The 26,539-nt window shown below is 69.9% G+C and carries 19 protein-coding genes; 10 read left to right on the plus strand and 9 right to left on the minus strand.

Going from position 1 to position 26,539, the window contains the following annotated elements; all coding sequences use genetic code 11:
- Positions 1-13: 13 nt before the first annotated feature.
- The 4 genes from Vgi01_RS26730 to Vgi01_RS26745 form a co-directional block, all read right to left on the minus strand.
- A complete protein-coding gene (locus tag Vgi01_RS26730) occupies positions 14-1,168 on the minus strand; it encodes an acyl-CoA dehydrogenase family protein (RefSeq protein ID WP_204292921.1) in 1,155 nt (384 codons plus the stop codon).
- Positions 1,165-2,418, minus strand: a complete 1,254-nt coding sequence (locus Vgi01_RS26735) for a cytochrome P450 family protein (RefSeq protein ID WP_126713204.1) — start codon at positions 2,416-2,418, stop codon at positions 1,165-1,167. Before Vgi01_RS26735 ends, Vgi01_RS26730 begins: the two co-directional genes overlap by 4 nt.
- Entirely contained in the window at positions 2,415-3,971 is a 1,557-nt protein-coding gene (locus Vgi01_RS26740; protein ID WP_233196578.1) for an aspartate aminotransferase family protein, read from the minus strand. Before Vgi01_RS26740 ends, Vgi01_RS26735 begins: the two co-directional genes overlap by 4 nt.
- A gap of 187 nt (positions 3,972-4,158) precedes the next feature.
- Positions 4,159-7,353 carry an AfsR/SARP family transcriptional regulator gene (locus tag Vgi01_RS26745; RefSeq protein WP_204292922.1) on the minus strand — a complete coding sequence of 1,065 codons (3,195 nt, stop codon included), beginning with the start codon at positions 7,351-7,353 and terminating at the stop codon, positions 4,159-4,161.
- Between the two features lie 185 nt (positions 7,354-7,538).
- On the opposite strand from Vgi01_RS26745, the gene Vgi01_RS26750 reads away from it, so the two are divergent.
- The 5 genes from Vgi01_RS26750 (at position 7,539) to Vgi01_RS26770 (ending at position 17,149) form a co-directional block, all read left to right on the plus strand.
- Positions 7,539-8,429: an NAD(P)-dependent oxidoreductase gene (locus Vgi01_RS26750; RefSeq protein ID WP_013733165.1), complete on the plus strand. Its 891-nt coding sequence runs from the start codon at positions 7,539-7,541 to the stop codon at positions 8,427-8,429.
- 67 nt (positions 8,430-8,496) lie between these two features.
- Positions 8,497-10,011 (plus strand): MFS transporter, encoded by a 1,515-nt coding sequence (locus Vgi01_RS26755; protein ID WP_307817138.1) that lies wholly within the window; start codon positions 8,497-8,499, stop codon positions 10,009-10,011.
- 129 nt (positions 10,012-10,140) lie between these two features.
- Entirely contained in the window at positions 10,141-12,378 is a 2,238-nt protein-coding gene (locus tag Vgi01_RS26760; protein WP_203224519.1) for an ATP-binding protein, read from the plus strand.
- 352 nt (positions 12,379-12,730) lie between these two features.
- Positions 12,731-15,784 carry a Tn3 family transposase gene (locus tag Vgi01_RS26765; RefSeq protein ID WP_239089177.1) on the plus strand — a complete coding sequence of 1,018 codons (3,054 nt, stop codon included), beginning with the start codon at positions 12,731-12,733 and terminating at the stop codon, positions 15,782-15,784.
- An 894-nt stretch (positions 15,785-16,678) separates the two neighbouring features.
- Entirely contained in the window at positions 16,679-17,149 is a 471-nt protein-coding gene (locus tag Vgi01_RS26770; RefSeq protein WP_102656253.1) for a hypothetical protein, read from the plus strand.
- Between the two features lie 96 nt (positions 17,150-17,245).
- On the opposite strand, the gene Vgi01_RS26775 is transcribed toward Vgi01_RS26770, so the two are convergent.
- Positions 17,246-18,175 carry a tyrosine-type recombinase/integrase gene (locus tag Vgi01_RS26775; protein ID WP_102656252.1) on the minus strand — a complete coding sequence of 310 codons (930 nt, stop codon included), beginning with the start codon at positions 18,173-18,175 and terminating at the stop codon, positions 17,246-17,248.
- A gap of 262 nt (positions 18,176-18,437) precedes the next feature.
- Between Vgi01_RS26775 and Vgi01_RS26780 the strand changes: the two genes are divergently transcribed.
- Positions 18,438-19,286, plus strand: a complete 849-nt coding sequence (locus tag Vgi01_RS26780; RefSeq protein WP_239089178.1) for an aminoglycoside phosphotransferase family protein — start codon at positions 18,438-18,440, stop codon at positions 19,284-19,286.
- Between the two features lie 11 nt (positions 19,287-19,297).
- A complete protein-coding gene (locus Vgi01_RS26785) occupies positions 19,298-19,894 on the plus strand; it encodes an ATP-binding protein (RefSeq protein ID WP_233196575.1) in 597 nt (198 codons plus the stop codon).
- A 42-nt stretch (positions 19,895-19,936) separates the two neighbouring features.
- Here the strand turns inward: Vgi01_RS26785 and gdhA are convergent, their stop codons facing one another.
- On the minus strand, positions 19,937-21,280 hold the full coding sequence (gene gdhA, locus Vgi01_RS26790) for an NADP-specific glutamate dehydrogenase (protein ID WP_102656250.1): 1,344 nt from the start codon (positions 21,278-21,280) through the stop codon (positions 19,937-19,939).
- A gap of 400 nt (positions 21,281-21,680) precedes the next feature.
- Positions 21,681-22,631, minus strand: a complete 951-nt coding sequence (locus Vgi01_RS26795; protein ID WP_204292923.1) for a hypothetical protein — start codon at positions 22,629-22,631, stop codon at positions 21,681-21,683.
- Positions 22,632-22,728: 97 nt separating this feature from the next.
- On the opposite strand from Vgi01_RS26795, the gene Vgi01_RS26800 reads away from it, so the two are divergent.
- The 3 genes from Vgi01_RS26800 (at position 22,729) to Vgi01_RS26810 (ending at position 24,013) form a co-directional block, all read left to right on the plus strand.
- The gene (locus Vgi01_RS26800) at positions 22,729-23,031 is read left to right on the plus strand and encodes a hypothetical protein (RefSeq protein WP_204292924.1); all 303 of its coding nucleotides are present in this window, start codon (positions 22,729-22,731) and stop codon (positions 23,029-23,031) included.
- Between the two features lie 170 nt (positions 23,032-23,201).
- On the plus strand, positions 23,202-23,516 hold the full coding sequence (locus Vgi01_RS26805; RefSeq protein WP_204292925.1) for a hypothetical protein: 315 nt from the start codon (positions 23,202-23,204) through the stop codon (positions 23,514-23,516).
- Positions 23,516-24,013 (plus strand): hypothetical protein, encoded by a 498-nt coding sequence (locus Vgi01_RS26810; protein WP_204292926.1) that lies wholly within the window; start codon positions 23,516-23,518, stop codon positions 24,011-24,013. The genes Vgi01_RS26805 and Vgi01_RS26810 overlap by 1 nt, the downstream gene beginning before the upstream one ends.
- Before the next feature lie 249 nt (positions 24,014-24,262).
- On the opposite strand, the gene Vgi01_RS26815 is transcribed toward Vgi01_RS26810, so the two are convergent.
- Together Vgi01_RS26815 and Vgi01_RS26820 are read right to left on the minus strand one after the other, a co-directional pair.
- Positions 24,263-25,483, minus strand: a complete 1,221-nt coding sequence (locus Vgi01_RS26815) for a CorA family divalent cation transporter (protein WP_204292927.1) — start codon at positions 25,481-25,483, stop codon at positions 24,263-24,265.
- Positions 25,480-26,331 (minus strand): glycosyltransferase family 2 protein, encoded by an 852-nt coding sequence (locus Vgi01_RS26820; RefSeq protein ID WP_204292928.1) that lies wholly within the window; start codon positions 26,329-26,331, stop codon positions 25,480-25,482. Before Vgi01_RS26820 ends, Vgi01_RS26815 begins: the two co-directional genes overlap by 4 nt.
- Between the last annotated feature and the right edge of the window lie 208 nt (positions 26,332-26,539).

Genomic DNA, 26,539 nt, shown 5'->3' on the forward strand with positions numbered 1-26,539 from the left:
TGGTGGGTTGGATTTACAGGAAAGGTGTGTCCGGATCGAGTCCGACGAGGACCCGTCCGTGCACCTCCAGACTCATGTCCGGGGACATGAGGCCGTGTGTGGTGAGGCCGAGCAGGTCGCGGTGGAAGCGCTGGAACGGCGCGAACTTGCTCAGCGCGGAGGCCCCGGCGATGGTGTGCAGGTCCTGCACGGCCTCCTTGACCAGCTGGATCGCGGTGCCGGCCTGGCCGCGCACGGCGGCCTTTTCCTCCCAGGTGGGGTCCTCGCCGGCGTCGGCGCGGCGTTGCAGCATGTCCACGTAGGACGCGGACAGCGTCTCGGCGGCGGTGATCTTGTTGGCGGCCAGGGCGACCCGGTGTTGAATCAGCGGGTGCTGCCGCTGGTCGGTCCAGGACGTGTAGGCCAGGCCGCGTCCGGGCAGCCGCTCCAGGAACAGCTCAAGCGCCGCCTTGGCCATGCCGATGTAGGCGGCCGCCGACTCGGCCACCACGTAGCTGATCAGGCTGTAGGAGCGGCCCGGTGCGGTGGGGGTGCGGCCGGGGGCACCGGTGGTCAGCGCCTCCTCGCCGGTCACGACGCGGTGCGCGGGTACGAACAGGTCCCGGGCGGTGGTGGTCGACGAGCCGGTGGCGGCTGCGGCGGTGACGTGCCAGTCATCGGCGATGCTCAGGTCGGACATCGGCACCATGGCGAACACCTCGGTCTCGGTGCCGTCCGGCTCTTCGACGATCGCGGCGAGCAGGTCCCAGTGGGCGCCCCGACAGCCGGAGTTGAACCGCCACGAGCCGTTGAGCAGGTAGCCGCCGTCGGTCGGGACGGCCTTCGCGGTCGGGGTGAAGCCGCCGGAGATGCGTACCGAGCCGCCGGCGAAGATCTCCTCCTGCGTCTGGTCCGGGTAGAGGGTGGCCATCCAGGCGGTGGACACCCACGCCACGGCGGCCCAGGCGGTGGAACCGCAGCCGCGGGCGATCTCGGTGAGCACGGCGACCTGCTCGGGCAGCGGCGCGTCGAGGCCGCCGAAGCGCTTCGGCACGGCCAGCCGGAACACGCCTGCCTTGTCGAGCAGTTCGGTGTTCTCGTCGAGGATCCAGCGTCGTTCCTCGGATTCCAGGCCGTTGTCGCGCAGCCTCGGCACGATGTTGCGGACCGCGTCCAGCACCTCGCTCATCGGGGGTCTCCTTCGTCTCGGGTCAGCAGTGCGGGCAACGTCTCGTGACCGTTGGAGATGAACGAGCCCAGCGGCCGCAGTTGGTCCACCGGTTGCGCGAGACGCAGGTCCGGGAACCGGTCGAACAGGGCGGACAGGCCGATCGCCGCCTCCAGTCGGGCCAGCGGCGCGCCCAGGCAGCGATGCACGCCGTAGCCGAATGCCAGGTGGTCGCGGCGGGTGGGCCGCAACGGGTCGAACTGCGCGGCGGTGTCGCCGTACACGCCGGGGTCGCGGTTGCCCGCGCCGAAGGCGATGACGATCGGGTCACCCTGGGCGATGACGGCGTCACCGAGGTCGATGTCGGTGACCGCGTACCGCAGCGGCAGGTTGGGAAACGGGGTCTGCAGGCGCAGCGATTCCTCGATCACGTCCGCCCAGTCCAGGTCGCCGCGACGCAGGGCGTCGAGTTGCTCGGGATGGCTGAGCAGCAGGACGATGGTCTGGTCGAGCAGGTTCACCGTCGTCTCGTGGCCGGCGGTGAACATCAGCAGCACGGTGTCCACCAGCTCGCGTTCGCTGAGCCCACCGCCGTCCTCGTCGTGTGCCTGGATCAGGCCGGTGGTGACGTCGTCGCCGGGTTGGCGGCGTTTGATCTCGACCAGCTCGTGCAGCAGCCGGTAGAGCTCGACCTCGTTGGCCTTGGCCTGCTCGGGCGTGGCGGCGGTGTCCATGATCTCGTGCACGGTGCGCAGCAGCGGGCCGCGGATCTCGTCGGGGATGCCCAGCAGCGCGGAGATCACCTCGACCGGCAGCGGGTAGGCGAACCGTTCCCGCAGGTCGACCACCTGGCCGGCGGGCGTGCGGCCCAGGTCGGCCAGCAGGTCGGCGGTGACCGCCTCGATGCGCGGGCGCATCGCCTCGGTGCGGCGCGCGGTGAACGCCCGGGCCACCAGCTTGCGCAGGCGTTTGTGGTCGGCGCCGTAGGCGGTGATCATGTTGCGGTCGGCCACCCACATCGCCAGTGACCAGGTACGGGCCAGCTCGCTCTCGCCGCCACCCCAGGCCGGCCAGTGCTGGTAGGTGTCCCGGGAGACCCGGTCGTCGGTGAGCAGCTGCTTGATCAGCGCGTGGTCGGTGACCCACCACGCGGTCACGTCGCCGGGCAGCAGCACCTGGACGGCCCGGCCGAGCGCACGCAGGCGCTCGCCCTCGCCGTGGATGTCACGTCCGGCCGTGTCGATGACCGGGATGCTCAGCCGGCTGGTCATTCGAACCGGCTCGCGTCCTGGTCGCGCAGGATCTGGCAGATGTCGCGGAAGCCGGCGTCCACCCGCGCGATCTCCTCGTCGGACAGGTAGATCGACGGCTCGAAGCGCATCGTCTCCAGGTTGCTGGCGGTGGAGAAGATCCGGATCTGGTGCTTGCGCAGCAGGTGGCCGCCGATGATGAAGGCGAGTGCCTCGTGCTCGACGGCCTCGCGGATCTCCGGTGACGACGAGTTGGACTGGTCGTGCAGCTCGAAGCCGAGCATCAGGCCGACGCCGCGCACCTCCCTGACGACATCGGGGTAGTCGGCCTTGATCGCCTCCATCATGGCCTTGGCCTTGGCGCCCCGTTCGGCGGCCAACTGGTACGCCTTGCCGTCCTCGGCCTCCAGCATCTGCAGCACCTTGAGCGCCAGTCGGCTGGAGAAGCCGTCCCGGCCGTAGGTGGAGGTGTGGATCAGCTCGATGTCCTTGCGGTAGCGGTGTTCGTTGACCAGGACGACGCCGAGCTTGGCCAGTCCACCGCCGAGGGCCTTGGCCAGGATGATGTAGTCGGGCTTCAGGCCGATCTGGGTGCCGGCGAGGAAGGTGCCGGAGCGGCCCATCCCGGACTGGATCTCGTCGGAGATCAGCGGTACGCCGATCGTGTCGCACGCCTCGCGCAGTGCGCCGGCCAGCTGCGCCGACAGCGGGAAGATGCCTGCCTCACCCATGATCGGCTCGATCAGGAAGGCGGCGAACACCGGGAAGTCGCGCTCGACCAGGTCGACCACGCCGTCCTGCACCGTGATGTCGAGCAGGGTGGCCCGTTCGTCCTCGACGACCTTGGCGATCAGCTCGGGACGGTCACGGGGGATGAAGCGGGCCTGCGCGGCGAGCGCCTTGAACGGGCCCCGGAACTCGGCGTTGTGGGTGAGCTGGACGCTGCTGACCAGCTTGCCGTGGAAGCCGCCCTCCAGGGCGAGGAACAGCGGCGGGCGGGCCTCGGTCTGCGCGTTGCGTCGGGCCACCTCGGCAGCCAGCAGGTCGAAGTCGGCGCCGCCCACCAGGGCGGCCGCGTCGGCGGAGAGCCGGGCGCCGTCGGCGACGGCGGTGCGCGCCTGCTCCACGTGCGTGTCGATCTCCGCCTTCAGCTCGGCGATGCGCGCCCCGCGGTCCATTTCGGCGTGCTTGATGCTGATTTCGACGGCCTCGGCACCGGAGTTACCGAAAAGGGCGAAGAATTTGTCGTCGGTCTGCAACTCGCGCCGGATGACGGCATTGAGCTCAGCGGCCAGGTTGAGCGCGAAGGAATAGCCGGAGAACTGCGCGTGCACGGGGGTCTGCTGGTCGAGCAGCCATTTCGCGTGCTCGACGATTTCCGGGTTGTTGTGGCCGAACATGAGGGAGCCGAATCCGCTGGCCGCGTCGAAGACCCCAACCTCGGTGCCGTCGTCGGCCAGGTAGTACAGGGTGTTCCCGCGGGCACGGACGTACTTCAGCGCGAGACCGAACTCGGTCAGCACTTCGACCAGATAGGAGTCCGCGAATTCGGGCGCGCCAGGAGAAGAGGTCATCTTTACCGTCTCCGATCAGGAAAGGTTCCGGCGGATATCGAAGATCTGCGGCCCGCGCGGTTTTAGCGAGCGACAGGTCTTGTATATCGTGAGTTCCTGTCGTGTCCGGTCATCGCGGGTTCACCGACCGGCGAATGGGCGCGCGAAGGGCAGCCGATTACCGGACGATTAACGTTGCGGCCGTGGGTCAGTCGCCGAAGACCAGCCGCCGGGCCTCGCTCAACTCCATCAGCCGCCCGTCGCCGACGTGCTTGGCGAAGGCATCGCCCACGGCGGCGACCCCGCGGGCGGTGATCCGGTCCACGTCGCCGCGCTCCGCCGGGGGCAACGGCGCGCCCGCGCCCGCGCGGACCGCCTGGGCGGCGCCGGACAGCAGCGCCGCGCGTTCGTGGTCGCCGAGCAGCGAGTAGGTGCCTGCGACACCCTCCAGGGACAGCGCGATGGTCCGCGGGTCACCGGTCCCCCACGCCGCCACACTGCCCTCACGGTGCAGGCGCAGCGCGGTCTCGGCGTCTCCGCGCTGCTCGGCGACGAAGCCGAGTTCGGCCAGGATCAGCGCGACGCCGTACTCGCCGTCGAGCTGTCGGCACCAGTCGAGCCAGCGCCGCAGGTGCATCTCGGCCGCGTCGAGGCGGCCCTCGCGGCGGGCGACCAGGCCGAGGCCCACCTCGGCGAACTGCTGCCCGAAGGTGTAGCTCTGCTCGGCGGCCAGCCGCAACGCCCGCTCATGCAGCTCACGCGCCTGCGGGTAGTCGCCACCGAGCAGCGCGATTCGGCCCAGCCCGGACATCTTGGTGGACGCCTCGTTCCACAGCCCCAGGGATTCGGCGATCCGCAGCCCATCGCGGTGCAGGCGGGCCGCCTCGTCGTAGCGGCCGAGCACTTCGGACAGCGATGCCAGGGCATCGGTGGCCTGCAGCCGGCCCCAGCCGTCACCCAGGTCGCGGAACAGGGCCGCGCTCTCCTCGCCGTACTGACGGGTGGCGTCGAGATCTCCCCGCAGGATGCTGCGGGTGGCCAGCGCGGCCAGCGCCGCCGCGGTCCCCCAGGCGTAGTCGAGGTTGCGGAACTCGCCCAGCGCCCGGTCCAGGTACTTCTCGGCGCTGTCCTGGCCACCGAATCCGATCCGGGTGAACCCCAGGAACCACCGGACGATGGCCCGGTCCACGGGATCGGCCACCTCGTTCTCCAGTTCGTCGAACCGGTCGAGGTCGTAACTGGCATCTCCGGCGCGCAGCCCGAAACCCGCCTGCCAGGCCAGGGCGGTGGCGCGCGGGGAGCCGCCGTCGGTCGGTGAGCCGTCGAGGGCGACGCTGAACGCCCGCTTGGCCTCGGCCAGCCGGCCCCGCAGGAACCAGTACCAGGCCAGCGCGTTGACCATGCGCAGGGCCAGACCGTTCGCGCCGAGCCGGGCCCCGGCGTCCAGTGCTGCCCGGAAGTTGGCCCGTTCGGCGTCCATCCGTTCCAGCCACCGGCGCTGGCTCGGTCCGCGTAGGTGCGGCAGCACCCGTTCGGCCAGGTCCGCGTGGTAGCGGGCGTGCCGCAACCGGACGTCAGCCTCTTCGCCGGCCTCCCGCAACCGCTCGGCGCTGTAGGCGGCGACGGACTCCAACAGGCCGTAGCGGCGTACCCCGGCGACGTCGGTCACGGTGACCAGCGAACGGTCGACCAGTCGGGCGACCAGGTCCAGCACGTCGGCGCGGCCGACCACACCGCCGGCGCAGACGTCCTCGGCCATCTGCAGCGGGCAGCCACCGCTGAACACCGCGAGGCGGCGCAGCACCACCCGTTCCGGCTCGGTCAACAGCTCCCAGGTCCAGTCGAGCGCGGCGCGCAGGGTCCGATGCCGGGCCGGCGCACCCCGCATTCCCTGGGTCAACAGGGCAAACCGGTCCTCCAGCCGGGCCGCCAGTTCGTGCACCCCGAGGGCCCGCACCCGGGTAGCGGCCAGTTCCAGGGCCAGCGGCAGGCCGTCGAGGCGACGGCAGATCGCATCGACCGCCTCGACGGTGCTCTCGTCCAGCACGAACCCGGCCGACGCGTCGGTGGCTCGGGCCACGAACAGCTGCACCGCGCTGGACGTGGCGGCCTGCGCCAACGAGGTGGGCAGCGCCAGCGGCGGCACCGTCCACAACCGCTCTCCCGCGATGCCCAGCGGCTCCTGGCTGGTGGCCAGCACCCGTACTCCCGGGGCGGCCTGCAGCACCAGCCCCACCAGCTGGGCTGCGGCAGCGACCACGTGTTCGCAGTTGTCCAGCACCAGCAACATCTGCTTGGCCCGTACGGCACTGATCAGCCAGTCCTCCCGGGCGGTCGTCCGCACCCCCAGCGCGATGGCGACCTGGTCGGCGACGGCGGAGAACGGGTCCGGCTCGTCCGGGCCGGCGGCGACGATGGACAGTTCCACCAGCCACACGCCGTCCGGGTACTGACCGGCGACCTGTCGGGCGGCGGCCAGCGCGAGACTGGTCTTGCCGACTCCGCCGATGCCGTGCAGCGTCACCAGACGGCTGGCCTCCAGCAGGGCCCGTACCTGCACCACCGCGGCGTCGCGGCCGATCAGGCCGCTGACCGGCGCGGGCAGGTTGGTCACCGGACGCGCGGTGGTGGTGATCGGGGTGGGCGACGGCGCCAGCACCGGGTCGCGTTCCAGGATCGACTGCCGCAGCGTGACCAGTTCGGTGCCCGGCTCCACTCCGAGTTCCTCGGCGAGCAGCTCGCGCAGCTCGTCGAAGCCGGCCAGCGCCTCGCTCTGCCGGCCGCTGCCGTACAGGGCCCGCATGTGCGCGGCGCGCAGCCGCTCCCGCATCGGGTGACGCACCACCAGGTCGGCCAGTTCGCTGACCAGGAGGCGGTGCTCGCCCAACTCCAGCATCGCGTGCGCCCGGTCCTCCAGGGCAGTCAGCCGCTGCTCCTCCAGACGGGCGATGGCCGGGCGGGCGAACTCGGCATCGGTGAAGTCGGCAAGCGCCGGTCCACGCCACTCGGCGAGCGCGTCACCCAGGATCGACACGCGGTCGCGGGTGTCGGTGGCGGCACGGGCCCGGCGCAGCCGGTATTCGAACCGGCGGGCATCCACGTCGTGGTCGGACACGTCGAGCAGGTAGCCCGGGGGGCGGGACACCACCACCCGGGTGCCCGCACCGGACTCGGCCTTCTCCAGCGCACGGCGCAGCTGCCACACGGTCGTGTGCAGGGCGCCGATCAGGTTGCCGGGTGGCTCGTCGCCCCACAGCACGTCGGCCAGCGCGTCCGCCGACACCGGCCGCCCCTCGTGCACCAACAGCACCGCCAGCAGCGTCCGGACCTTGTGGCCGGGCAGGTGTGCCGGGCGGTCGTCCGCGGGCCACACGGCCAGGTTCCCCAGAATGCCGAAACGCATAGACACATACGATACGGGGTCTCAAGCACACGCTCAGTCATGGGAGTTGCTACGCAGAGAGTTGGCCCGCGGCGTAAGAGCGGACCGAGAGAGTTCTTGGAGAGCCAACCGGCAGATTGTGCTCAGAGCAGGGTGGCCGATCGTGCCCGCCCGAGGAACGCCCGTTCAACAAAAGGGGATTCAACATGGCTGCGGACAGCCGCGCACCAGTCACCGTCATCGGCCTCGGCGCGATGGGTTCGGCCCTGGCCCGGGCCTTCCTCGCCGCCGGACATCCGACGACGGTCTGGAACAGGTCACCCGACAAGGCCGACGACCTCGTCGGCCAGGGAGCGGTGCGGGCCGCGACGGTCGCCGACGCGATGTCGGCCGGCAACCTGATCGTGATCTGCGTCCTCGACTACCGGGCGATGCGCGAGATCATCGACTCCACCGGCCACTCGCCCGCCGACCGGGTGATCGTGAACCTCACCTCCGGCACGCCGGGCGACGCCCGCGCCACTGCGGCCTGGGCCCAGGAGCAGGGCATGGAGTACATCGACGGCGCGATCATGGCGACGCCGTCGATGATCGGCTCGGAGGAGACGCTGATCTTCTACGGCGGCCCGCAGGAGGTGTACGACGCGCACGCCGACACCCTGCGGTCCATCGCCGGCGCGGGCACCTACCTCGGGGAGGAGCCGGGGCTGCCGTCGCTGTACGACGTGGCCCTGCTCGGCCTGATGTGGACCACCTGGGCCGGCTTCATGCACTCGGCGGCACTGCTCGCCTCGGAGAAGGTGCCCGCAGCGGCCTTCCTGCCCTACGCGCAGGCCTGGTTCGAGTACGTCATCTCACCGGAGGTGCCGAACCTGGCAACCCAGGTCGACACCGGCGCCTACCCGGACAACGACTCCACTCTCGGCATGCAGACGGTGGCCATCGAACACCTGGTCGAGGCCAGCCGTACGCAGGGCGTGGACCCGACCCTGCCGGAGTTCCTGCACGCCCGGGCCGAACAGGCCATCCGACGCGGGCACGCGGGCGACGGCTTCGGCGCCGTGTTCGAGGTGCTGCGCGCACCCGCAGCCCAGTAGCCCAGTCCCGACAAGCAGTGCCTGAACGGCGGACACAGACCCGCCATCACGAGCGGAGGTACCAGACGTGTCGGTGAGGACGCAACCACGAGCCGGAGTGCGCGAGTGGCTCGGCCTGGCAGTGCTCGCCCTACCCACGTTGCTGTTGTCGGTAGACGCGACAGTGCTCTACCTCGCGTTGCCGCACCTGACGACGGATCTGTGGCCGACCGCGACGCAGACGCTGTGGATCGTCGACATCTACGGATTCATGATCGGAGGCTTCCTCATCACCATGGGCACCCTCGGCGACCGCATCGGCCGCCGACGGTTGCTCATGATCGGTGCGCTCGCGTTCGGGGCGGCGTCGGTGCTGGCGGCGTACGCCACCGACCCCACCGTCCTGATCGCGGCGCGGGCCCTGCTCGGCGTGGCCGGCGCCACCCTGATGCCGTCGACATTGGCGCTGATCACCACCATGTTCCGGGACCCGGGCCAGCGGGGCATGGCGATCGGCGTGTGGGCGGCGTGCTTCTCGGCCGGTCTGGCGGCAGGTCCACTGATCGGCGGCGCGCTGCTGGAGCTGTTCTGGTGGGGCTCGGTGTTCCTGCTGGCCGTGCCGGTGATGGTGGTGCTGCTGGTGGCCGCGCCGGTTCTGCTGCCCGAGGCGAAGGATCCGCAGGCCGGCCGGATCGACCTGGTGAGCGTGGCGCTGTCGCTGGCCGCGATGCTGCCGGCGATCTACAGCCTCAAGGTGATCGCGACCGAGGGCATCGAGGTGGGTGCGTTGGTCGCGCTGGTGGCCAGCGTCGTGTTCGGGGTGCTGTTCGTACGCCGGCAGCGGACCCTGGCCGACCCCCTGCTGGACCTGCGGCTGTTCACCCGGCCGTCGTTCGTCGGGGCCCTGCTCGCCCTGCTGGTGGGCCTGGCCGTGGTCGGCGTGGTCTACCTGTTCGCCACGCAGTACCTGCAGATGGTCTCCGGTCTGTCGCCCCTGGCTGCCGGGTTGTGGCTCCTCCCGTCGGCCGTCGCGATGATCGTCACCTCGATCGCCGCGCCGGTGCTGGCCCGCAAGGTCGCCCCTGGGCTGCTGGTGGCGGCGTCACTTGTCGTCTCGGCGGTGGGTTACGTGCTGCTGGCCTTCGTGGACGGCCCGAACGGGATGGCACTGGTGGTCGCCGGGCTGGTCGTGATCTACCTCGGCATCGGACCGATGATGGCGCTGGGCACCGACCTGGTGGTGAGCCGGGCCCCGGCCGAGCGGGCAGGATCGGCTGCCGCGATGTCGGAGACCAGCATGGAGTTCGGGCTGGCCCTGGGTGTGGCCGTACTCGGCAGCCTCGGCGCTGCGGTGTACCGGTCGGAACTGCCCGGCGGCACGCCGGCGGAGGCGACGGAGTCCCTGGCCGGGGCGCTCGCGGTCGGCAACGCGGACCTGGTGGCGGCGGCCCGCGAGGCGTTCACCTCCGCGCTGAACGCGGTCGGCTGGGCCGGCGCGGTCGCCGCCGTCGGGATCGCGGTCGTGACCGCTCTGCTGGTACGGGGTCCTGAGGCTGGGCCGAACCAGTCGGTGATGGAGGAGGCAGCGACCAGCCGCAACTGACATCTACGGCGGGTCGTCGCACCAGATAACAAAAACAGACACAGCCGGAGAGCACCGTCGCTCATTCTGCCGGACGTGGTGGGGACGGGGCCGGACAGGCTCCGTCCCCATCCGAATAAGGGGGAGATGATGTTCAGAGTTCTGGGCCCGCTGGAAGTACTGATAGACAGCCGTCCGATTCGGCTCGGCGGAATCAAGCAACGCGCCACTCTCGGTTTTCTGCTGCTCAAGGCCAACCAGGTGGTGCCGACCAGCCAGTTGCTCAGTGCGCTCTGGCCGGACAAGGACCCGCCTGCGTCGGCGCGCAAGGTCCTGCAGAACGCAGTGTGGAGCCTGCGGGCCGCGTTGTCGGTGACCAAGGGAACGGACATGCTGCGCCTGTCCACCCAGGCGCCGGGCTACATACTGCAGGTCGATCCGGCCTACGTGGACCTGTTCCGCTTCCACCAGCTGGCCGAGCGTGGCCGCGACGAGAAGGCCCAGCCGGATCGCGCCGCGGCCATACTCCGCGAGGCCCTCGCCACCTGGCGCGGCACCGCGCTGTCCGACCTGGTGGAGAACGGCATCTCGTGGCCGGAACTGGCAGCGGTGGAAAACGCCCGCCTGGACACCCAGCAGGACTGGTTCGACGCGGAACTGGCGTGCGGACGGCACCAGTCGGTGCTCGGTGAGTTGAAGGCCATGGTCGAGGCGCATCCGTTGCGGGAGCGGGCCTGCGGTCAACTGATGCTGGCCCTCTACCGCTGCGGGCGCCACGCCGACGCCCTCGCCGTCTACAGTGGCCTCCGCACGTCCCTGGTCGAGGACCTCGGGCTGGAGCCGGGCCCGGCGCTGCAGAAGCTGCAACACGCCATCCTCACCCACGACCCCTCGCTCACCCTCGACCCGGCCACCGTCCCGGCGCCCGCCCGTGACGTCGCCGTGGTGCGGCCGCCACGCCCGATGCCGCCGATCCCGGCACCCCGGGGACCCTCCGACCCGCGACGGGCACACCTGACGTTGGCCATGGTGCGAGTGCGCACCTGCGCAGATGCCACCGATCCGGTCCGCGTCGACTACGAACTGGCGGCGGCGACCCGCATGGTGCGCTCGGGCATCGAGGAACTGGGCGGCACGGTGGCCACGTCCATCGGGTCGGCGACACTCGCGGTGTTCGGCAGGCCACCCACACGCGGCGGCGACGAGGAACGCGCGGTGCGTGCGGCACTGACCCTGCGCGACTGCTTTGCCGACGGAATGGGACGCGGCCTCGTCATGCAGGTCGCGGTGGCGACCGGTGAGACGCTGGTGCTGACCGAGCCGAACTCCCGACTGACTGTCAGCGGCGCCCTGGTCGACCGGTGCCACCAGATGCTGTCGGCCGTACCGGAGGGAACGGTGTGGGTCTGCCCGCGCACCCGCGAGCTGATCGGAGACGGTTTCGACGCCCTGCCGGCCGCAGAAGGGGCATGGGAGATTCGCGGCGTCGGTGGCCACGACCCCGAGCGTGACAGTGATCTGGCCCTGATACACGGCCTGCTGGAGCGGGCGTTGCGGCGCAACAGCCCACACCTGGTGACCGTCCTCGGCGACTCCGACGACCTGCTCGACCGGCTGACCGGGCTGGTGAACGGACCCCGGGTCCTGGACGGCCGCACCGTCCCCGATGATCCGCTGAGCGCGGCGGCCGAACTGGTGACCGAGTTGTGCGCAGTCGCACCGGAAGACACACCGGAGGTGGTACGCGGCCGGTTGCGGACGACTCTGGGCGCAGGCGGTCCGGCAGAGTCCGTGGTGTCGGCGTTGCTGCCGCTGCTGCGCCCGGAACATTCGGCGCAGCCGGGCACCCTCGCGGCGTGGCAGCTGCTGCTGGAACAGGCGGCGCGAGCCCAGCCGCTGGTGGTGCTCCTGCGGGATCTGCACCTGGCCGGCGACGACCTGCTCGACGCTGTCGAGGAACTGGCCGATCTGAACGCGCCGTTGCCGCTGCTGGTGGTGGCGGCGGCCCGGTCGGCGCTGCTGAAGCGCCGACCGAGCTGGGGCGGCGGTAAGCCCCACGCGGCGTGCATCACCCTGGACCCGCCCCAGAGCGGCACGATCAACCGGCTGCGCCACCTGATGGCGTCCGCCAGCATCGGCGGCCGCTGCGACGGCGAGTTACCCGACCAGTGGCGCAGGCCGGCGCCGCTGACCCCGCCGTGGGACCTCGGCCGCCCCGAGCCGCGCCTGGCGGCGTTGGATGTGCCTCCACTGACCCATGGAATCCGGCTCACCACGCCTGACTCCGCCGATACGCTGTGCCGCGCCGTGTTCGATGACGTAGCCGACGATGAGTTGGCTCTTGCCAGCACAGTCCGTCTGGACGGCCCATGTCCGCCCCCGCGCTGACGACGCCGCGATGGGTACATGGGTACGCCTGTCGTACAAGGTCAGTGGCGATGATCGCCGGGGCGGTGATCGAGAAGCCGTAGGCCTCCCGTTGCTGAAGCCACGCCGAATCCGGTGGAGCCCTCGGTCTTCCGGGTCTTCTCGTCCCCATGCGCGTGAGGAACGCGAAATCGGTTGTCACCGATGGCACGTTTTGCGAGGTTGAGGGTGTGAGCGCCGATCCCGATACCGTTCCCGTGCCGGTTCGCCGCCTCGTTGACGCAGCGGCCCTTGAGGACCAACGCTCGGAAAAGTCCCGTTAGGCAAGATCGGCTCTGGTGGGGTGGGGCGGTGTCGCGTACGGTGATCGGTCGTGTCATCGACGGTGAGCTTTTTGTCGCAGGCGGAGTGGGACGGGTTCGGCCGGTACGCCGAGACGCCGCCGGACCGGGGCACGCTGGAGCGGTTCTTCTTCCTCGACGACGCGGATCGTGAGCTGGTCGAGGGGCATCGTGGGACGCACTCACGGTTGGGGTTTGGGCTGCAGTTGGTGACGGTTCGTCATGTGGGCCGGTTTCTACCGGATCCGTTGGACGTGCCGGCGTCGGTGGTGGACTACCTGGCGGTGCAGCTGCGCATCGACGATCCGTCGTCGGTGAAGCGGTATCTGGAGCGGCGGAACACCCGGTATGAGCACCAGGCGGAGATCGCTGCGGTGTACGGGTACCGAGACTTCGCGGCGGCCGAGGGCGAGTTCTTGCGGTGGTTGGATGATCAGGCGTGGACCACCGGTGAGGGGCCGAAGGCGTTGTTCTACGCCGCGGTGGCGTGGCTGCGGCAGCGGCGGGTGCTGCTGCCGGGGGTGAGCACGTTGGCGGAGGCGGTGGCCAGCGTGCGTAACGCGGCCCAGCAGCGGCTGTACGCGGTGTTGGCGCAGGCGGTCAGCGCGCAGCAGGCGGTGGAGCTCGAGGCGATTCTGCGGGTGCCGGAGGGTCGGCGCCGTTCGCAGCTTGACCTGTGGCGCCACGCCGAGCGCAGCACGACGGGCAAGGGGATGAGCGCGGCGCTGCACCGGGTGACGCAGATCGCCGGGTTGGGGATGCGCGCGGTCGAGGTGCCGGCGGTGCCGGCCCGGCGGGTGATCGGCTTGGCCCGGTACGGAATGGCGGCGAAGGCGCCGAAGCTGGCCGGGCACCCGTACGAGCGCAAGTTGGCGACGCTGCTGGCCACGGTGCGGTGGCTGGAGGTCCAGGCCACCGACGACGCCCTCGAGCTGTTCGACGTGTTCATGACCAACGAGCTGATCGGCCGGGCGGGCAAGAACGCGGACCGGCAGAAGCTGCGCCGCCTGCCGGGGCAGTCCCGGCACGTCGCGGTGCTGGCGAGCGCGGTGCAGGTGCTGTTCGAGGCCGACGGTTGGGGGGAGGCGGTGCCCCTGGACCTGGTGTGGGAGGCGATCGACACCGCGGTCGGGTCGCGGGCCCGGCTGGCCGCCGCGGTGGCGGGGGTGCAGGAGATGATTCCACCGCCGGCGGCGGATGTGCACGGGCAGTGGCGGGCGCAGGTGGTGGAACGCTTCGCCACGGTGCGCCCCTTCGTGCGGCTGCTGTGCGAGGTGATCGAGTTCGGGGCGACGGTGGACGCCGCGTCGGTGCTGGCCGCGATGCGCGACCTGGCGCACCTGCTGGAGGCGCGCCCGAGCGAGCGGGTGCCCAAGGGATATCTGGACGCACGGAAGGTCAACGTCGACATCGTGCCCAAGGGCTGGTGGCAGCAGCTGGTGTTCCCCTCCGACCGGCCAGCCGGCACGGTGGACCGCAACGCGTACGTGTTCTGCGTGTTGGAGCTGTTCCACACGGCGCTCAAGCACCGCGACATCTACGCGGTCGTCTCCGACCGGTGGGCCGACCCGCGGGCCAAGCTTCTCGCCGGGCAGCGGTGGCAGCAGGTGCGAGGGCCGGCGCTGTCGGCGCTGCAACTGCCCGACCGCCCCGACGAGCTGTTCGACGAGCTGACCGCCACCGTCGACGCCGCGTGGCGGGCCGCCGCCGGTGGGATCGTGCCGGACGGACCAGTCACCGTCGACGCCGACGGCCGGTTGCACCTGGCGAAGGACGACGCCCTGGACGAGCCGCAAAGCCTGGTCGACCTGCGGGCGCGGACCTCGGCGATGCTGCCCGAGGTCGACCTGCCCGAGATGATCCTGGAACTGATGGCGCTGTACCCGGCGTTCCCGGCGGCGTTCACCTCGATCTCCGGCAGCACGTCGCGGCTGGGCGACCTGCACGTCTCGGTCGCGGCGCTGCTGACCGCGCACGCGCTCAACGTCGGTCTCGGCCCCGTCATCGCCGGCGCGGACGCGTTGACCCGCGACCGGCTCGCCCACGTCGACCAGTACTACCTGCGCCCGAACTGCTACCGCGGCGCCAACGCAGTGTTCGTCGACGCCCAGGCCGAGCTCGGCCTGGCGCAGCTGTTCGGCGGCGGGCTGGTCGCCGCGGTCGACGGGATGCGCTTCGTGGTCCCGGTGCGCAGCGTCGATGCCCGGCCGAACCCGAAGTACTTTGCCCGCAAACGCGGCGTGACCTGGCTCAACATGATCTCGGATCAGGCCATCGGCCTGACCGGGCGGGTGCTGTCGGGCACCCCCCGCGACACCCTGCACTTCGTCGACCTGGTCTACGACCCGCACGGCGGGCCCCGACCCGAGGTCCTGATCACCGACGCCGGCTCGTACTCGGACCTGATCTTCGGCATCGTCACCCTGCTCGGCTTCGACTACCGGCCGGTGCTGGCCGACCTGCCCGACACCAAGCTGTGGCGCATCGACGCCAGCGCCGACTACGGCTACCTGGACCGCACCGCTCGGGGCCGCAGCGACCTGGGCAAGATCGCCCGGCACTGGCCGGACATCCTGCGGGTGATCGCCTCGATCCACACCCGGGAGATCTCCGCTCACGACGCGATCCGGGTGCTGCAACGCGACGGCCGGCTCAACGCCCTCGGTGAGGCGATCGCCCACTACGGCAGGATCTTCAAGACCCTGCACGTGTTGACCCTGGTCGAGGACCCGGCGTACCGGCGGGAGATGAAGCGGATGCGCAACCTGCAGGAGCAGCGCCACGGCCTGGGCCGCAAGGTGTTCCACGGACGCAAGGGCGAGGTGTACCGGGCATACCACGACGGCATGGAAGACCAACTCGGCGCCCTCGGCCTGGTCCTCAACTGCGTGACCCTGTGGAACACCCTCTACCTCGATCACGCCATGGACACCCTGCGAACCCAGGGCTACCCGGTGCGCGACGCCGACGCCGCCCGCCTGTCGGTCTACCAGCACGCGCACCTCAACGTCCACGGCCACTACTCGTTCGTGCTACCCGACCTCGCCGGCGGGCGGCGCCCGCTGCGCAACCCCGACCAGCGGTAAAGCCGCTGGGGAGCATCAGAACAGAAGTCACGCTAGGTCCGGGCCGCGTCCGCAGCGAATGCCGGCGACCGAGCCAGGCCCTCGGCAACGCGCAGACCCCTCCCGCCTGTTGACAGGCTGCACCCATGAGGTGTACCACGAGTTACATCGACATTCGTGGATGTGGTTGTTGTGACCAGAGCCCACAGACTCCGAACTCTGCGCCGCGCATCCGTCGCGGCGTGCTGCGCTGCTGCGGTGTTCCTCGGCGCGATGCCCACCGCCGCGGTGGCATCGCCAGCACTATCGGTAGCGTCGCAGCCGTCATCGCCCTCGCGGGCGGGTCACTTCGCGCCCTACCCGGGTGGGGTCAGCCCGCAGACGGAGTCGTCCAATATCAGTGCCGGCGGCTGCACGTACCGGCAGGCCGTTGATGACCCTCACCTGTCCGGTGGGGAAACCTCTGTTCACGGCTGGTGGATCAAGGTCTCCGGCAGTTGCCCCGATAAATCAGACGTGTCGGTGAATTTGCAGGGCTACTTCTGTGACTCCTTCTCGTGCTACTGGGTGACGGTCGGGTCGGGCAGCGGCAGGTACTACCCCGGGGGTGGCTCCGGCCAACGCGCCACTGGGAGAAAGGCGTGCTCGAACTCCTCGACGGTCGGCTGGCGCGGTGTCGTGGACGTGGACCTACCCGGGATTATCGACCCGTCCGGCACCACTACGGGGACCATTCAGAACCTCGCGTGCAGTCCCTGACCGCCTCTGCGCCAATTCGGACCCCGTGGACGGCAAAGCTTGTTTCAATAGGACGTGCTCCAGCCGCACCAGCGTCGGAGTGCGTCGCAGCATCTGATCGGGTTGAACGGTCTACCGCGATGAGCTTCGACGCGGCAACGCGGGACCTCCGAGGAAGTGAGCGACGTGGAGAGCGGTTGGCATGCGTACCCGGACGCCGCTGACGATCACGCCGATCTTCGCCCGGTCAACCCAGGACGAGTCGTAGGGCTGGGTGCGATCTGCGACATCCGACCGGAACGCCTTGACGACCCGGACGCCCAGAGCTTCTCGGTCAGTGAATACGCCGCGCTCGATGACGGCCGCCGCGTGATCTTGCATAATGCTCGTGGCTTCACGATCGGCCGGACGTCCGGTAGCACACGCGACGATGCTGTCCCGGACCACGTGGCCCGGGACAGCATCATCCACGCGACGTTGAACGCCGTTCTTCCTGACGACGACGAAAACCCCGAGACACACCCGTGGGCGGAGCTGGCCGACCTGGCTCGGGCTCGCGGCCTGAAGGCCTCTGCCGAAGACCTGCGCGGTCTTCCATACGACGTGATCCTCACCGACGACGTGCTTCGCTGGCTCGCAAAGCCCTGAGGCCGACGACGGATCGAGGCGCTGATGGCCAAGCCCGACGAGCAGGTGGCGTGGGAATCGCTACGCGGCCGGCCTCCGGCCCGGCCGCGCTGACGCCTACCGGCAACGGGTGGCCGGGTCGCGGCGTTGCTGCCAGCGGCGCAGCGCCTCCGGTGACACCCGGGCGTAGCGGGCCAGAGATGCCACCGAGGTGTGCCCGGAGAACGACAGCAGGGTCGAGGTGTTCGCCCCGTCCTCCGCGGCGTGGGTCAACGCGGAGTGCCGCAGCTGGTGCAGCGTCGCGCCGCCGGTCGCGGCGGTGAACGTCTCGGCGGCGCGGCGGTAGGACAGCCGGGCCTGCCCGGTCGGCTCGTAGACGTCGCCCGGGGCCAAGGGCACCCGGGCGCGGCGGTCGGTGAGGAACACCGGCCCGCCGGACCGCCCTTTGAGCAGGCGGGGCAGCAGCCGGGCGGTGCCTGTCTGCCACACGATCACGTCGACGGCGTTGCCCTTGCGGCGCACCTTCGCGCACCGGTTGCGCAGGTCGAGGTCCTCCACGTCAAGCGCGAGGACCTCGCCGGCGCGGGCGGCGCTCTCGTACAGCAGCCGCCACAGCGTCCGCTCCCGCAGCGGCAGCTCCTCCCGGCCCAGCAGCGCGGTGATCTCCGCCCGGCCCAGCGACCGGGTCCGGTCCGGTGCCCGGCCACGCCGTCGCAACGCCCGGCTCGGATCGCCGGCCAGCCAGTCCTGCTCCCGCCAGTAGCCGATCGCCGAGCGCAGGGTGTCCAGGTTGCGGTTGAACGTGGCCGGCGCCCGCTCACCCCACCGGACGGTGAACCAGGCAACCAATCCCGCCGCGGCGGCCGGGGTGTCGAGCACCGCCAGCGGGGTAGCCGCGCCCAGGTGCTCCCGCACCTGCCGCAGGGTGGAGGCGTAGACCCGACGGGTGCCAGCGGTTTCTGGGTGATCGAGGGTAGCCAGGAAGCCGTCGATCGCCTCGACCACGGACGGCCCCGCCACCGAGCGCAGCCGGCGCACCGTACCCATCCGGACCGCCCTCCCGCATCTATCGCAGAAAAGCACGGCGAGTCAGCACCGTGCCGGTCGCGGTCGGCTTGAGGTCGCCGCTTCCGCTCGGACACCTTATCGCAGAAAATCAATAGCTTTCTGCGATAGGGCCATCAAGGTGCCGCCCGCCGGCAAGTGGGCGCCCGCCTCCGCTAGACCCCCAACTCGGGCGTGGCTAATTGATCTTGCCTAACGGGACTTCTCCGAGCGTTGGTCCTCAAGGGCGCTGGTGTGCCGGCTGGTGGCGAGCCAGTTCCCGCAGTGGGCCGATCTGCCGGTTCGGCCTGTGCCGCGCGGTTGGGACAACCAGACGTTCCGGTTGGGTGAGCGTTTGTCGGTACGACTGCCCACCGCGCGGGAGTACGCCCTGGCGGTCGACAAGGAACACCGATGGCTGCCGGTGCTCGCGCCGCAACTGCCGCTGCCGGTGCCCAGGCCGGTAACGCGCGGCGTCCCCGCCCACGGGTACCGCTTCGACTGGTCGGTCTACGAGTGGATCGACGGGAAACCCGCCAGCCTCGACAGGATCGGCGACCTGACCGGGTTCGCGAAAGAGCTGGCCGCGTTCCTCGTCGCTCTGCGTCGCGTCGATCCGGCCACGGGGCCGCAGCCCGGACTGCACAACTGGTTTCGTGGCGGGCCCCTGCACGTCTACGACCCGCAGGTCCGCCGGGCGGTCGAGACACTGGACCACCGGATACCCCGCGACATCATCACCGAGATCTGGCAGTCGGCACTGACGGCGACCTGGGACGGCCGCCCGGTGTGGTTCCACGGCGACATGGCCCCGGGAAACCTCCTGATCCGAGACGGGGTGCTCGCCGCCGTCATCGACTTCGGCACCTGCGGGGTGGGCGACCCGGCGTGCGATGTGGCGATCGCCTGGACGCTGCTGTCCGGTCCGAGCCGCGACGCCTTCCGCGCCGGGCTCGATGTCGATGCGGCGACCTGGGCCCGCGGGCGGGCCTGGGCCCTGTGGAAGACCCTGATCACGTACGCTGGCGCGCTGCACGACGACCCGGCCGCGGTCGCAGAGGCCCACCGCGTCATCGACGACATCGTCTCCGAGCACGCGACGTCAGGGCGGTGATTCGAGCGCCGGTGCTGATTTCTCCCCACCCCACCGAAGGTGGTGATGAGGCGTACGTTCGCAGGGTGATGATGGGGCAAGCGACACTGTTCCTGACCGTGGGGCTTCCCTGTACGGGAAAGACCACAGCCGCCCGGCGCATCGAGATCGAGCAGGAAGCGTTGCGCCTGACGAAGGACGAATGGGTGAAGGCCCTCTACGGGCCCGAGAATCCACCATCGGCCGGGGACGTGATCGAGGGGCGGCTCATCCAGATCGGGCTACGCGCCCTCGAACTCGGCACCAACGTCGTGATCGACTTCGGCCTCTGGGACCGCAACGAACGTTCGGCGCTACGCCAGGCAGCAGCAGACCTCGGTGTGGCAGTGCAGATGCGCTACTTCGAACTCACTCTCACGGAACAGCGGAGACGACGCGACCGACGTCAAGCCGCAGCGCCACACACCACGTGGCCCATGTCCGATCGGGACCTCGCCGAGTGGGCTGAGCGCTTCGACATCCCCACGCCAGGGGAACTCGACGGCAGTGAACCCGTCGACAACCCACCGGCCGGGTTCACGACATGGGACGGGTGGCGCAGACATCGTTGGCCGTCAACAGTGTGCTGAGCCTGCTCGTCACGCGCCCCACGCCGTCCACCGGCAGGACAGTCAGATGAGTCCCTGAACGAGCATGGCTTCGGCGACCCGGAGGAAGCCGTTGATGTTCGCCCCGGCCATGTAGTTGCCGGGCATCCCGTACTCCTCGGCGGTCTCGAAGCAGCGGGCGTGGATGTCCTGCATGATCTGCTGGAGCCGCTGCTCGGAGTAGGTGAACGTCCATGAGTCGCGGCTCGCGTTCTGCTGCATCTCCAAGGCGCTGGTGGCCACACCACCGGCGTTGGCGGCCTTACCCGGGGCGAAACGTACACCGGCTTCGGTGAAGACCCGGATGCCGTCGGGCGTCGTCGGCATGTTCGCGCCTTCCACCACCGTGATGCAGCCGTTCGCGACAAGGGTTGCGGCGTCCGCGCCACTGACCTCGTTCTGTGTGGCGCAGGGTAGGGCGACCTCACAGGGCACCTCCCACACTCTGCGCCCGGGTACGAAGGTCGCGTGTCGTCGGGCCATGGCGTAGTCCCTGATCGGGCCGCGCTGCACCTCCTTGACCTGCTTGAGCACCTCGACGTCGATGCCCTTCTCGTCCACCACGTACCCGGAGGAGTCCGCGCACGCCACCACCACGCCGCCGAACTGCTGGACCTTCTCGATGGCGTAGATCGCCACGTTGCCGGATCCGGAGACCACCACCCGCTTGCCGTCGAGCCCGTCCCCGGCGGCACGCAGCATCTCCTCGGCGAAGAACACGCAGCCGTACCCGGTGGCCTCCCGACGCACCTGGGCGCCGCCGTACGCAAGGCCCTTGCCGGTCAGCACCCCGGACTCGTACCGGTTGGTGATGCGCTTGTACTGGCCGAACAGGTAACCGATCTCGCGTGCGCCGACGCCGATGTCACCGGCCGGCACGTCGGTGTACTCGCCGATGTGCCGGTACAACTCGGTCATGAAGCTCTGGCAGAAGCGCATCACCTCGCGATCCGAGCGACCCTTGGGATCGAAGTCCGCGCCGCCCTTGCCACCACCGATCGGCATACCGGTCAGGGAGTTTTTGAAGATCTGCTCGAAACCGAGGAACTTCACGATGCCCAGATACACCGACGGATGGAACCGCAGGCCGCCCTTGTACGGGCCCAGGGCGCTGTTGTACTCCACCCGGAAACCGCGGTTGACGTGCACCTCGCCACGGTCGTCCTCCCACGGTACGCGGAAGATCACCTGCCGCTCCGGTTCGCAGATCCGCTCGATGATCTTCGCCTCGACGTACTCCGGGTGCCGCACGAGCGCGGGACGGATGCTGTCCAGCACCTCGCGCACCGCCTGGTGGAACTCCTCCTCGCCGGGGTTGCGTCGGATCACACCGGTCAGAACGGCCTCGAACTTCTCATGCGTCGACAAATGGCCCTCCAGGCATGCTTCCTACGCGACCTCGCGCCAAAGACATCGGACGGGCCCGCGCGGCAGTCGTCCACCCGTCGTAGGCCCTGGTCTCGGTAACAGCATATGGGCGTCGAGATCCACGGCGACGCGCATGCCCCCAATCCTGGTATGTAGAACAGCAGGTGGCGTGGGGCCAGCCGGAGGGATGGAGCTTCATGACTGAGAGGAGAACCGCCGGTGTCGACAGGGGTAACTGTATTGCCACCCCCATCTCATTCGCCCAATGACGGGAGTCAGTAACGCAACATTTGAAGTCGTGTGCCGCAGGCAATGCGTTGGAAGACAGCCAATTCTTCCTCCATCCGCGGCGCGCGGCATGGGTGGTGCCAGCGGCCTGCGGGCGGAGCGGGTACGGCGGTCAGCTCTGCTGGTAGTTGACTGCGGCGAACCCGCACGGCTGGTGCAGGTGCAGGTAGTAGGCACCCTCGCCGTAGTCGTCGAGGTCCGCGCCGCCGACCAGGCCCACATAGTCCATGGGCTGACCGCAGTCGGGGCAGTCGGCGTGCTCCGCGTCCTGAATCCAGTCGGGCCAGCCACCCAGGGTCGAGCCCCCGCGACTCCAAGCACACGCCTGGTAAGGGCTCGGCCGGGCCGCGCCCGGGACAGGTGCCAGCGCCGGCGGATCCTCCGGTTCGGCGGAGCCGATGTAGCCGGGGCGGGTGTTACCGCTCCACCAGGTGGTGGACCCGGTCGGTGTGACCTGGCTGTACAGCGTCGTGTAGCAGGCACAGAAGTGACAGGTCTCGATCACCAGCCGACCGGACCAGCCGGTGTGTGCCAAGGCCGCAGCGATGGCAGGTTCCGTGGTGTCGAGGTCCGCGGCAATCCACAGCGGCGACGAGCACCACGGACAGGTGGGGCCGTCCGCGCGGCGCGGTGTGTCGCGCATGACCCACTGGTACGCGGTGCTGCCGCACAGCTCCCGCCGGCTGCCGTCCGGCGTGACCGTCCAACCGCCCTCATGCGCGTAGGTCAGCACCGGGACATACAGCTGGTCCGCGCCGCTCGGTGGCTCGGTCGACCAGCGGCGCAAGGCGTCCTCGGCGAGCGGGTGAGCGGTGTGCGCCAGGATGACCAGCAGGTGGTTGAACCGCCCGGGTGTTCGACCACCATCGATCCGCTCGATGATCCGGTGAACCACGTCGGCGTCTGCAGCCCGGTACAACTTCGCCGGCCACAGCACGTCCAGATCGAGCAGGGAGCCCAGGTGTGGTGTCAGCCTGCCCGGATCGGTGTCCGCGATCTGGCACAGTTCCTCGATCGCGTCGCCGTCCTCGGCGGCAACCTGTTGGATCAGCTCCTCGATCACGAGGGAATGCTAGCCAGACCGTCCCACCGGCCGCCCAGCGGACCGACGGCCATGCTGCCCCAGCACGTCATCGCCTTGTCTGTGCCGGTGTCAGCGGATGATCCTGGCGGTACGGTCCGGGCGTGGATCGGAGGATGCGGTGAGCTGGGTTGCCAACGTGATGCTGTCGGTGGGCCTGGCGGACCGCCTCAACGCGGAGGCGTTCAGCGACTGGCTCGACAGCCGGTGTCGTTGTCGTGAACCAGGCATGGGGCCAGGCGGCTGCGGTAGCCTGCGCCTCATCACCGGTGTGGACAATCAGTGGGGCGGACATAAGAACCCCGAGGGCGCTCTACGCCAGTACGCCCCTTCGTCGCCGGACGAGGAGGACGACGAGTTCTGGCCTCCCGTCGGGTCGTAGCCGCAGTCGAACGTCGCGCCCGACTCGACGGCGGCTGTCACCTGGCTCGGCGGTGGTGGGCTTCGTCGGTCGGGCAGGCTTGTTCCTGCCCGGGTTTCTCGGCCGCCCCATACTGACCATTGCATCGGGCGCGCCACGGGCACGGGCATCTGACGTCGAGGAGGGTCGTCATGGCGTTGGTCAAGAAGGGCTCTCGGCTCATCACGGTTGACGGGATCACCTACAGGTGGCGAGTACGCGCCAGACCAACCTATGCCCAAGCGCTGTGTGAGAAGCCACTCGCTGTCGCTGTCGAACAGGTCGACTGCAAGGGCAGGGTGTTGCTGGCCAGCATGCCTCAGAACCATCCGAGCAACTGGTTTGGCGGGCCGGCGGTGCCCGCTCTCCCGTCGACGGTCGCGGCGATCGTCCGAGCAGCACTGGCCGAGGGATGGCAACCTACCCAGCCAGGCATGGCCTTTCATATGACTGCGCCGTCGGACTGATGACGCGACGCTTCGGTGACCGGGCCACGTTCGCGGTGGAGATCGGCGAGGTCGAACCGCACCAACTCCGCGTCGTCGACTTGTGGGCGGCTGGCAAGAGGCTGACCATCGGGGACAACTGGGCCTTCCTCCCGTTCTTCATCCGCGTTATGCGGTCAAGCGCGGCGCAGGTGCGCCGACGTGACGTCAAGCCCTGTCCCTTTCCGGGCCGCGCACCGGAGGAGGTCTTCCGGCTGCTCCACGCAGACGAAACGGAGTTCCGGGAGCAGTTCTGGTTCATGCGGTGGGGAGAGACGGTCGACAACGTCTCCATGTACGGATACCTGGACGACGACCTGGTGATCGTCTTCGAGTTCTGGCGCAATGACCATCCCTTTCCAGAGGACCTGGGCAAGGTCTTCGTCGCCAGGATCCCGCCCGAGGAATTCGTGGCCACGGTCGAGGAAGCAGCCCATCTGTTGGACGCCGAGCTCACTAACGTCGATCCGCGCCGGTGAGCAGACCGCAACGCCCTACCGCGTCACGCTCACCTTGACGCGCGTACGGACGCTGCCGGGACAGCCTGAGTCGGCTCTCGTACCGCGGACCGCCCCACCGGCAGACACCTCCACAGTGGCGCAGTTGGCCAACCTCGCCCTACGCGGCCTTGGCTCCCGCAGGCGCAACTGGCCGCAGGCGGCCACTCCCCTGCCAGGTGGCGTCCCGGTCGCTGGCCGCCACCAGCCCGGCAGCTCGCCACCGGGCGCTCAGCTCCGGGGGCGGCGGGACCGTGCCCGCACCACCAGGATCAGGCAGACGCTGATCAGTCCGGCGAGGACCGACCCGAGCAGCATGTACCAGAGCCCCTCCCGCGCGTCGGCACCCGGCAGGCCCTTCACGTTCGCCCCGTAGAACGCGGCGATCAGGGCGGGCGCCACGAAGACGGCAGCCAGGATTCCCACGATGGCCTGGAAGGCGCCGTCCCGGTCGGCGCGTTCCTGGGCCAACCGGAACTGCTGGCCAGAGGTGGCGTTGGCGATGAGGTCGAACGACTGCCGGACCGCCCGGCGCTGCGCCTGCGACTGGGCCAGGAACCGCTCACACTTCTCCCTGACGAGGTCGCGGACATCGCCCGGGATGCCAGGCTGGATCTCGATCCGGCGGACCAGGGTACGCACGGCGTCCCGGTTGAGCGCGGTGCCGTGCCCGAGCAAGGCGAGGTGGCGCTGCAGGCGGTTGAAGTCCGGCCCGACGAACAGGCCACCATCGCCCGCCGCCTGCGCCAGGAAGTAGTTCTCCCAGGTCTCCAGCTCCAGGTCGACCATGTCGACGGACCACTCGATGTGCCGTACCACCGCGCGCAGGATGCGGGCCATCCGCTCCGCGCCGCTGCCGCCCGCCGACTGGTCCTCCAGGCGCCGGTCCGGCAACCCCCACGTCCGGTACTTCGAGCCCTCGCCACCGGTCCGTCCGCTCCAGACGACAACGCACCAGCGCGGCGCCCAGATGATCCGGGCGTGCCGGTAGTGCGCCACCGGATCGGCGGCGGTGTCGTCCTGCCGCCAGTTCACCGACGGCGCCAGCACGTCGAACCAGGCGGCGCCCTCGCGGGCCAGGGCCGGCGGGACCGGCGGGATCCACTCGGCGTGCCAGGGCATCGGCTCGTCGCGCAGCCCGTCAGCCAACACGGCCAGTTCTTCCACCGCCCCGGCCGGCAGCAGGTCGGCAAGGAGCAGCCGCAACGCGGCGGTGGTCGCGGGCCCGGGCTCGCCGATCTCCAGATCCCAGCCGTCCGTACCGACGGCGACCAACGCGGCCAGGTCGGTGCCGCCGCTGATCCAGCCGGCCCCGAGCACCTCGTGTCGGAAGTTGTCTGTGTCGAGGAGCGTACGGTTGCGTCGTTCGATCTCGGCCCGGGCGCCGGTGACCAGCCTCAGTTCCTGATCGTTTCGGGTGACCCGTAGTCCGCAGGTGGCCAGTGAGCTCATCCGGCGGTGACCTGACCTGCGATCTCGGCCTGCCAGTCCGCCGTGGTGAACGTGCTGATCTCCTCGGGCGAGGGCAAGGGCGTCTCCAGCATCCGCAATTCGTCGGGATCGTCGCCGCGCAGCGTGCGCAGCGCGACCAGTCGGGTGTGACTCCACCGGCGGTAGCTCTCCCGGTTGGACTCGAACCGGGCGGTCCGCACAGTCTGGCCCCGGTGCTGCCGGTAGAGGTGGACCGGGTGCGGCACGTACCACCCCGACGCGAACGTCGAGATGGCCAGCAGGACATCCTGGTCTTCCATCTCCGTACCGGCCGGCCAGCCACCGGCGGCGAGCAGCCAGGTCCGGTCGAACATCACCGCGCCCGGGTGGAAGAAGAGGTTCTTGTGGTGCCGCCAGATCTCCTCCAGGCGCCCGGGTGGCACCGGCCCCGGCTCGTACGGCCGGCGGGTGAAGCGGGCCAACCGCTTGCCGTCCGGGAAGACGTCGACGCTTTCACCAAAGACGAACGACACCTCCGGGCGGGTACGCAGTGGCTCGGAGAGCAGCGCGAGCGTGTTCGGGAAGAACTCGTCGTCGGCGTCGAGCGGCGCCACCCAGCGCCCGGTGGAGCGCAGCAGGGCCCGGTTACGCGTCGCGCTGATACCGAGTCTCTCCCCGTTGGCCGCAACCCGGATCCGGCCGTCGGTGGCCGCCGCCGGGAAAGTCTCGTCGACCGGCCCGTCTGGGGTGCCGTCGATCTGGATCAGCCACTCCCAGTCCGCGCCGCTGTCCTGCGAGAGCAGGGATTCGTGGGCCTGGGCGAGCATGTCAACGTGAGCCGGCAGAACAGGCGTGATGACGCTGATCATTGCGTGATCCTAGCTGTCTGGGCAGGGGTGGGCGGACCCGATGGGTGCCGTTACCGCCAGCCCACTGGCCGCCCTCCACCCCGCACGCCGCGGCCTGGCACGGCGACTCATCAGCCTCGACGCGGCTTATCGGCGTGATTGACGGCGATGGCCTCGTCGAGCCGCACCGAGGCGATCGAAATGGTTCCGTACCTGGTGCCGGTTCGAG

Source organism: Micromonospora gifhornensis, from assembly GCF_016863515.1.
Classification (GTDB): domain Bacteria; phylum Actinomycetota; class Actinomycetes; order Mycobacteriales; family Micromonosporaceae; genus Micromonospora; species Micromonospora gifhornensis.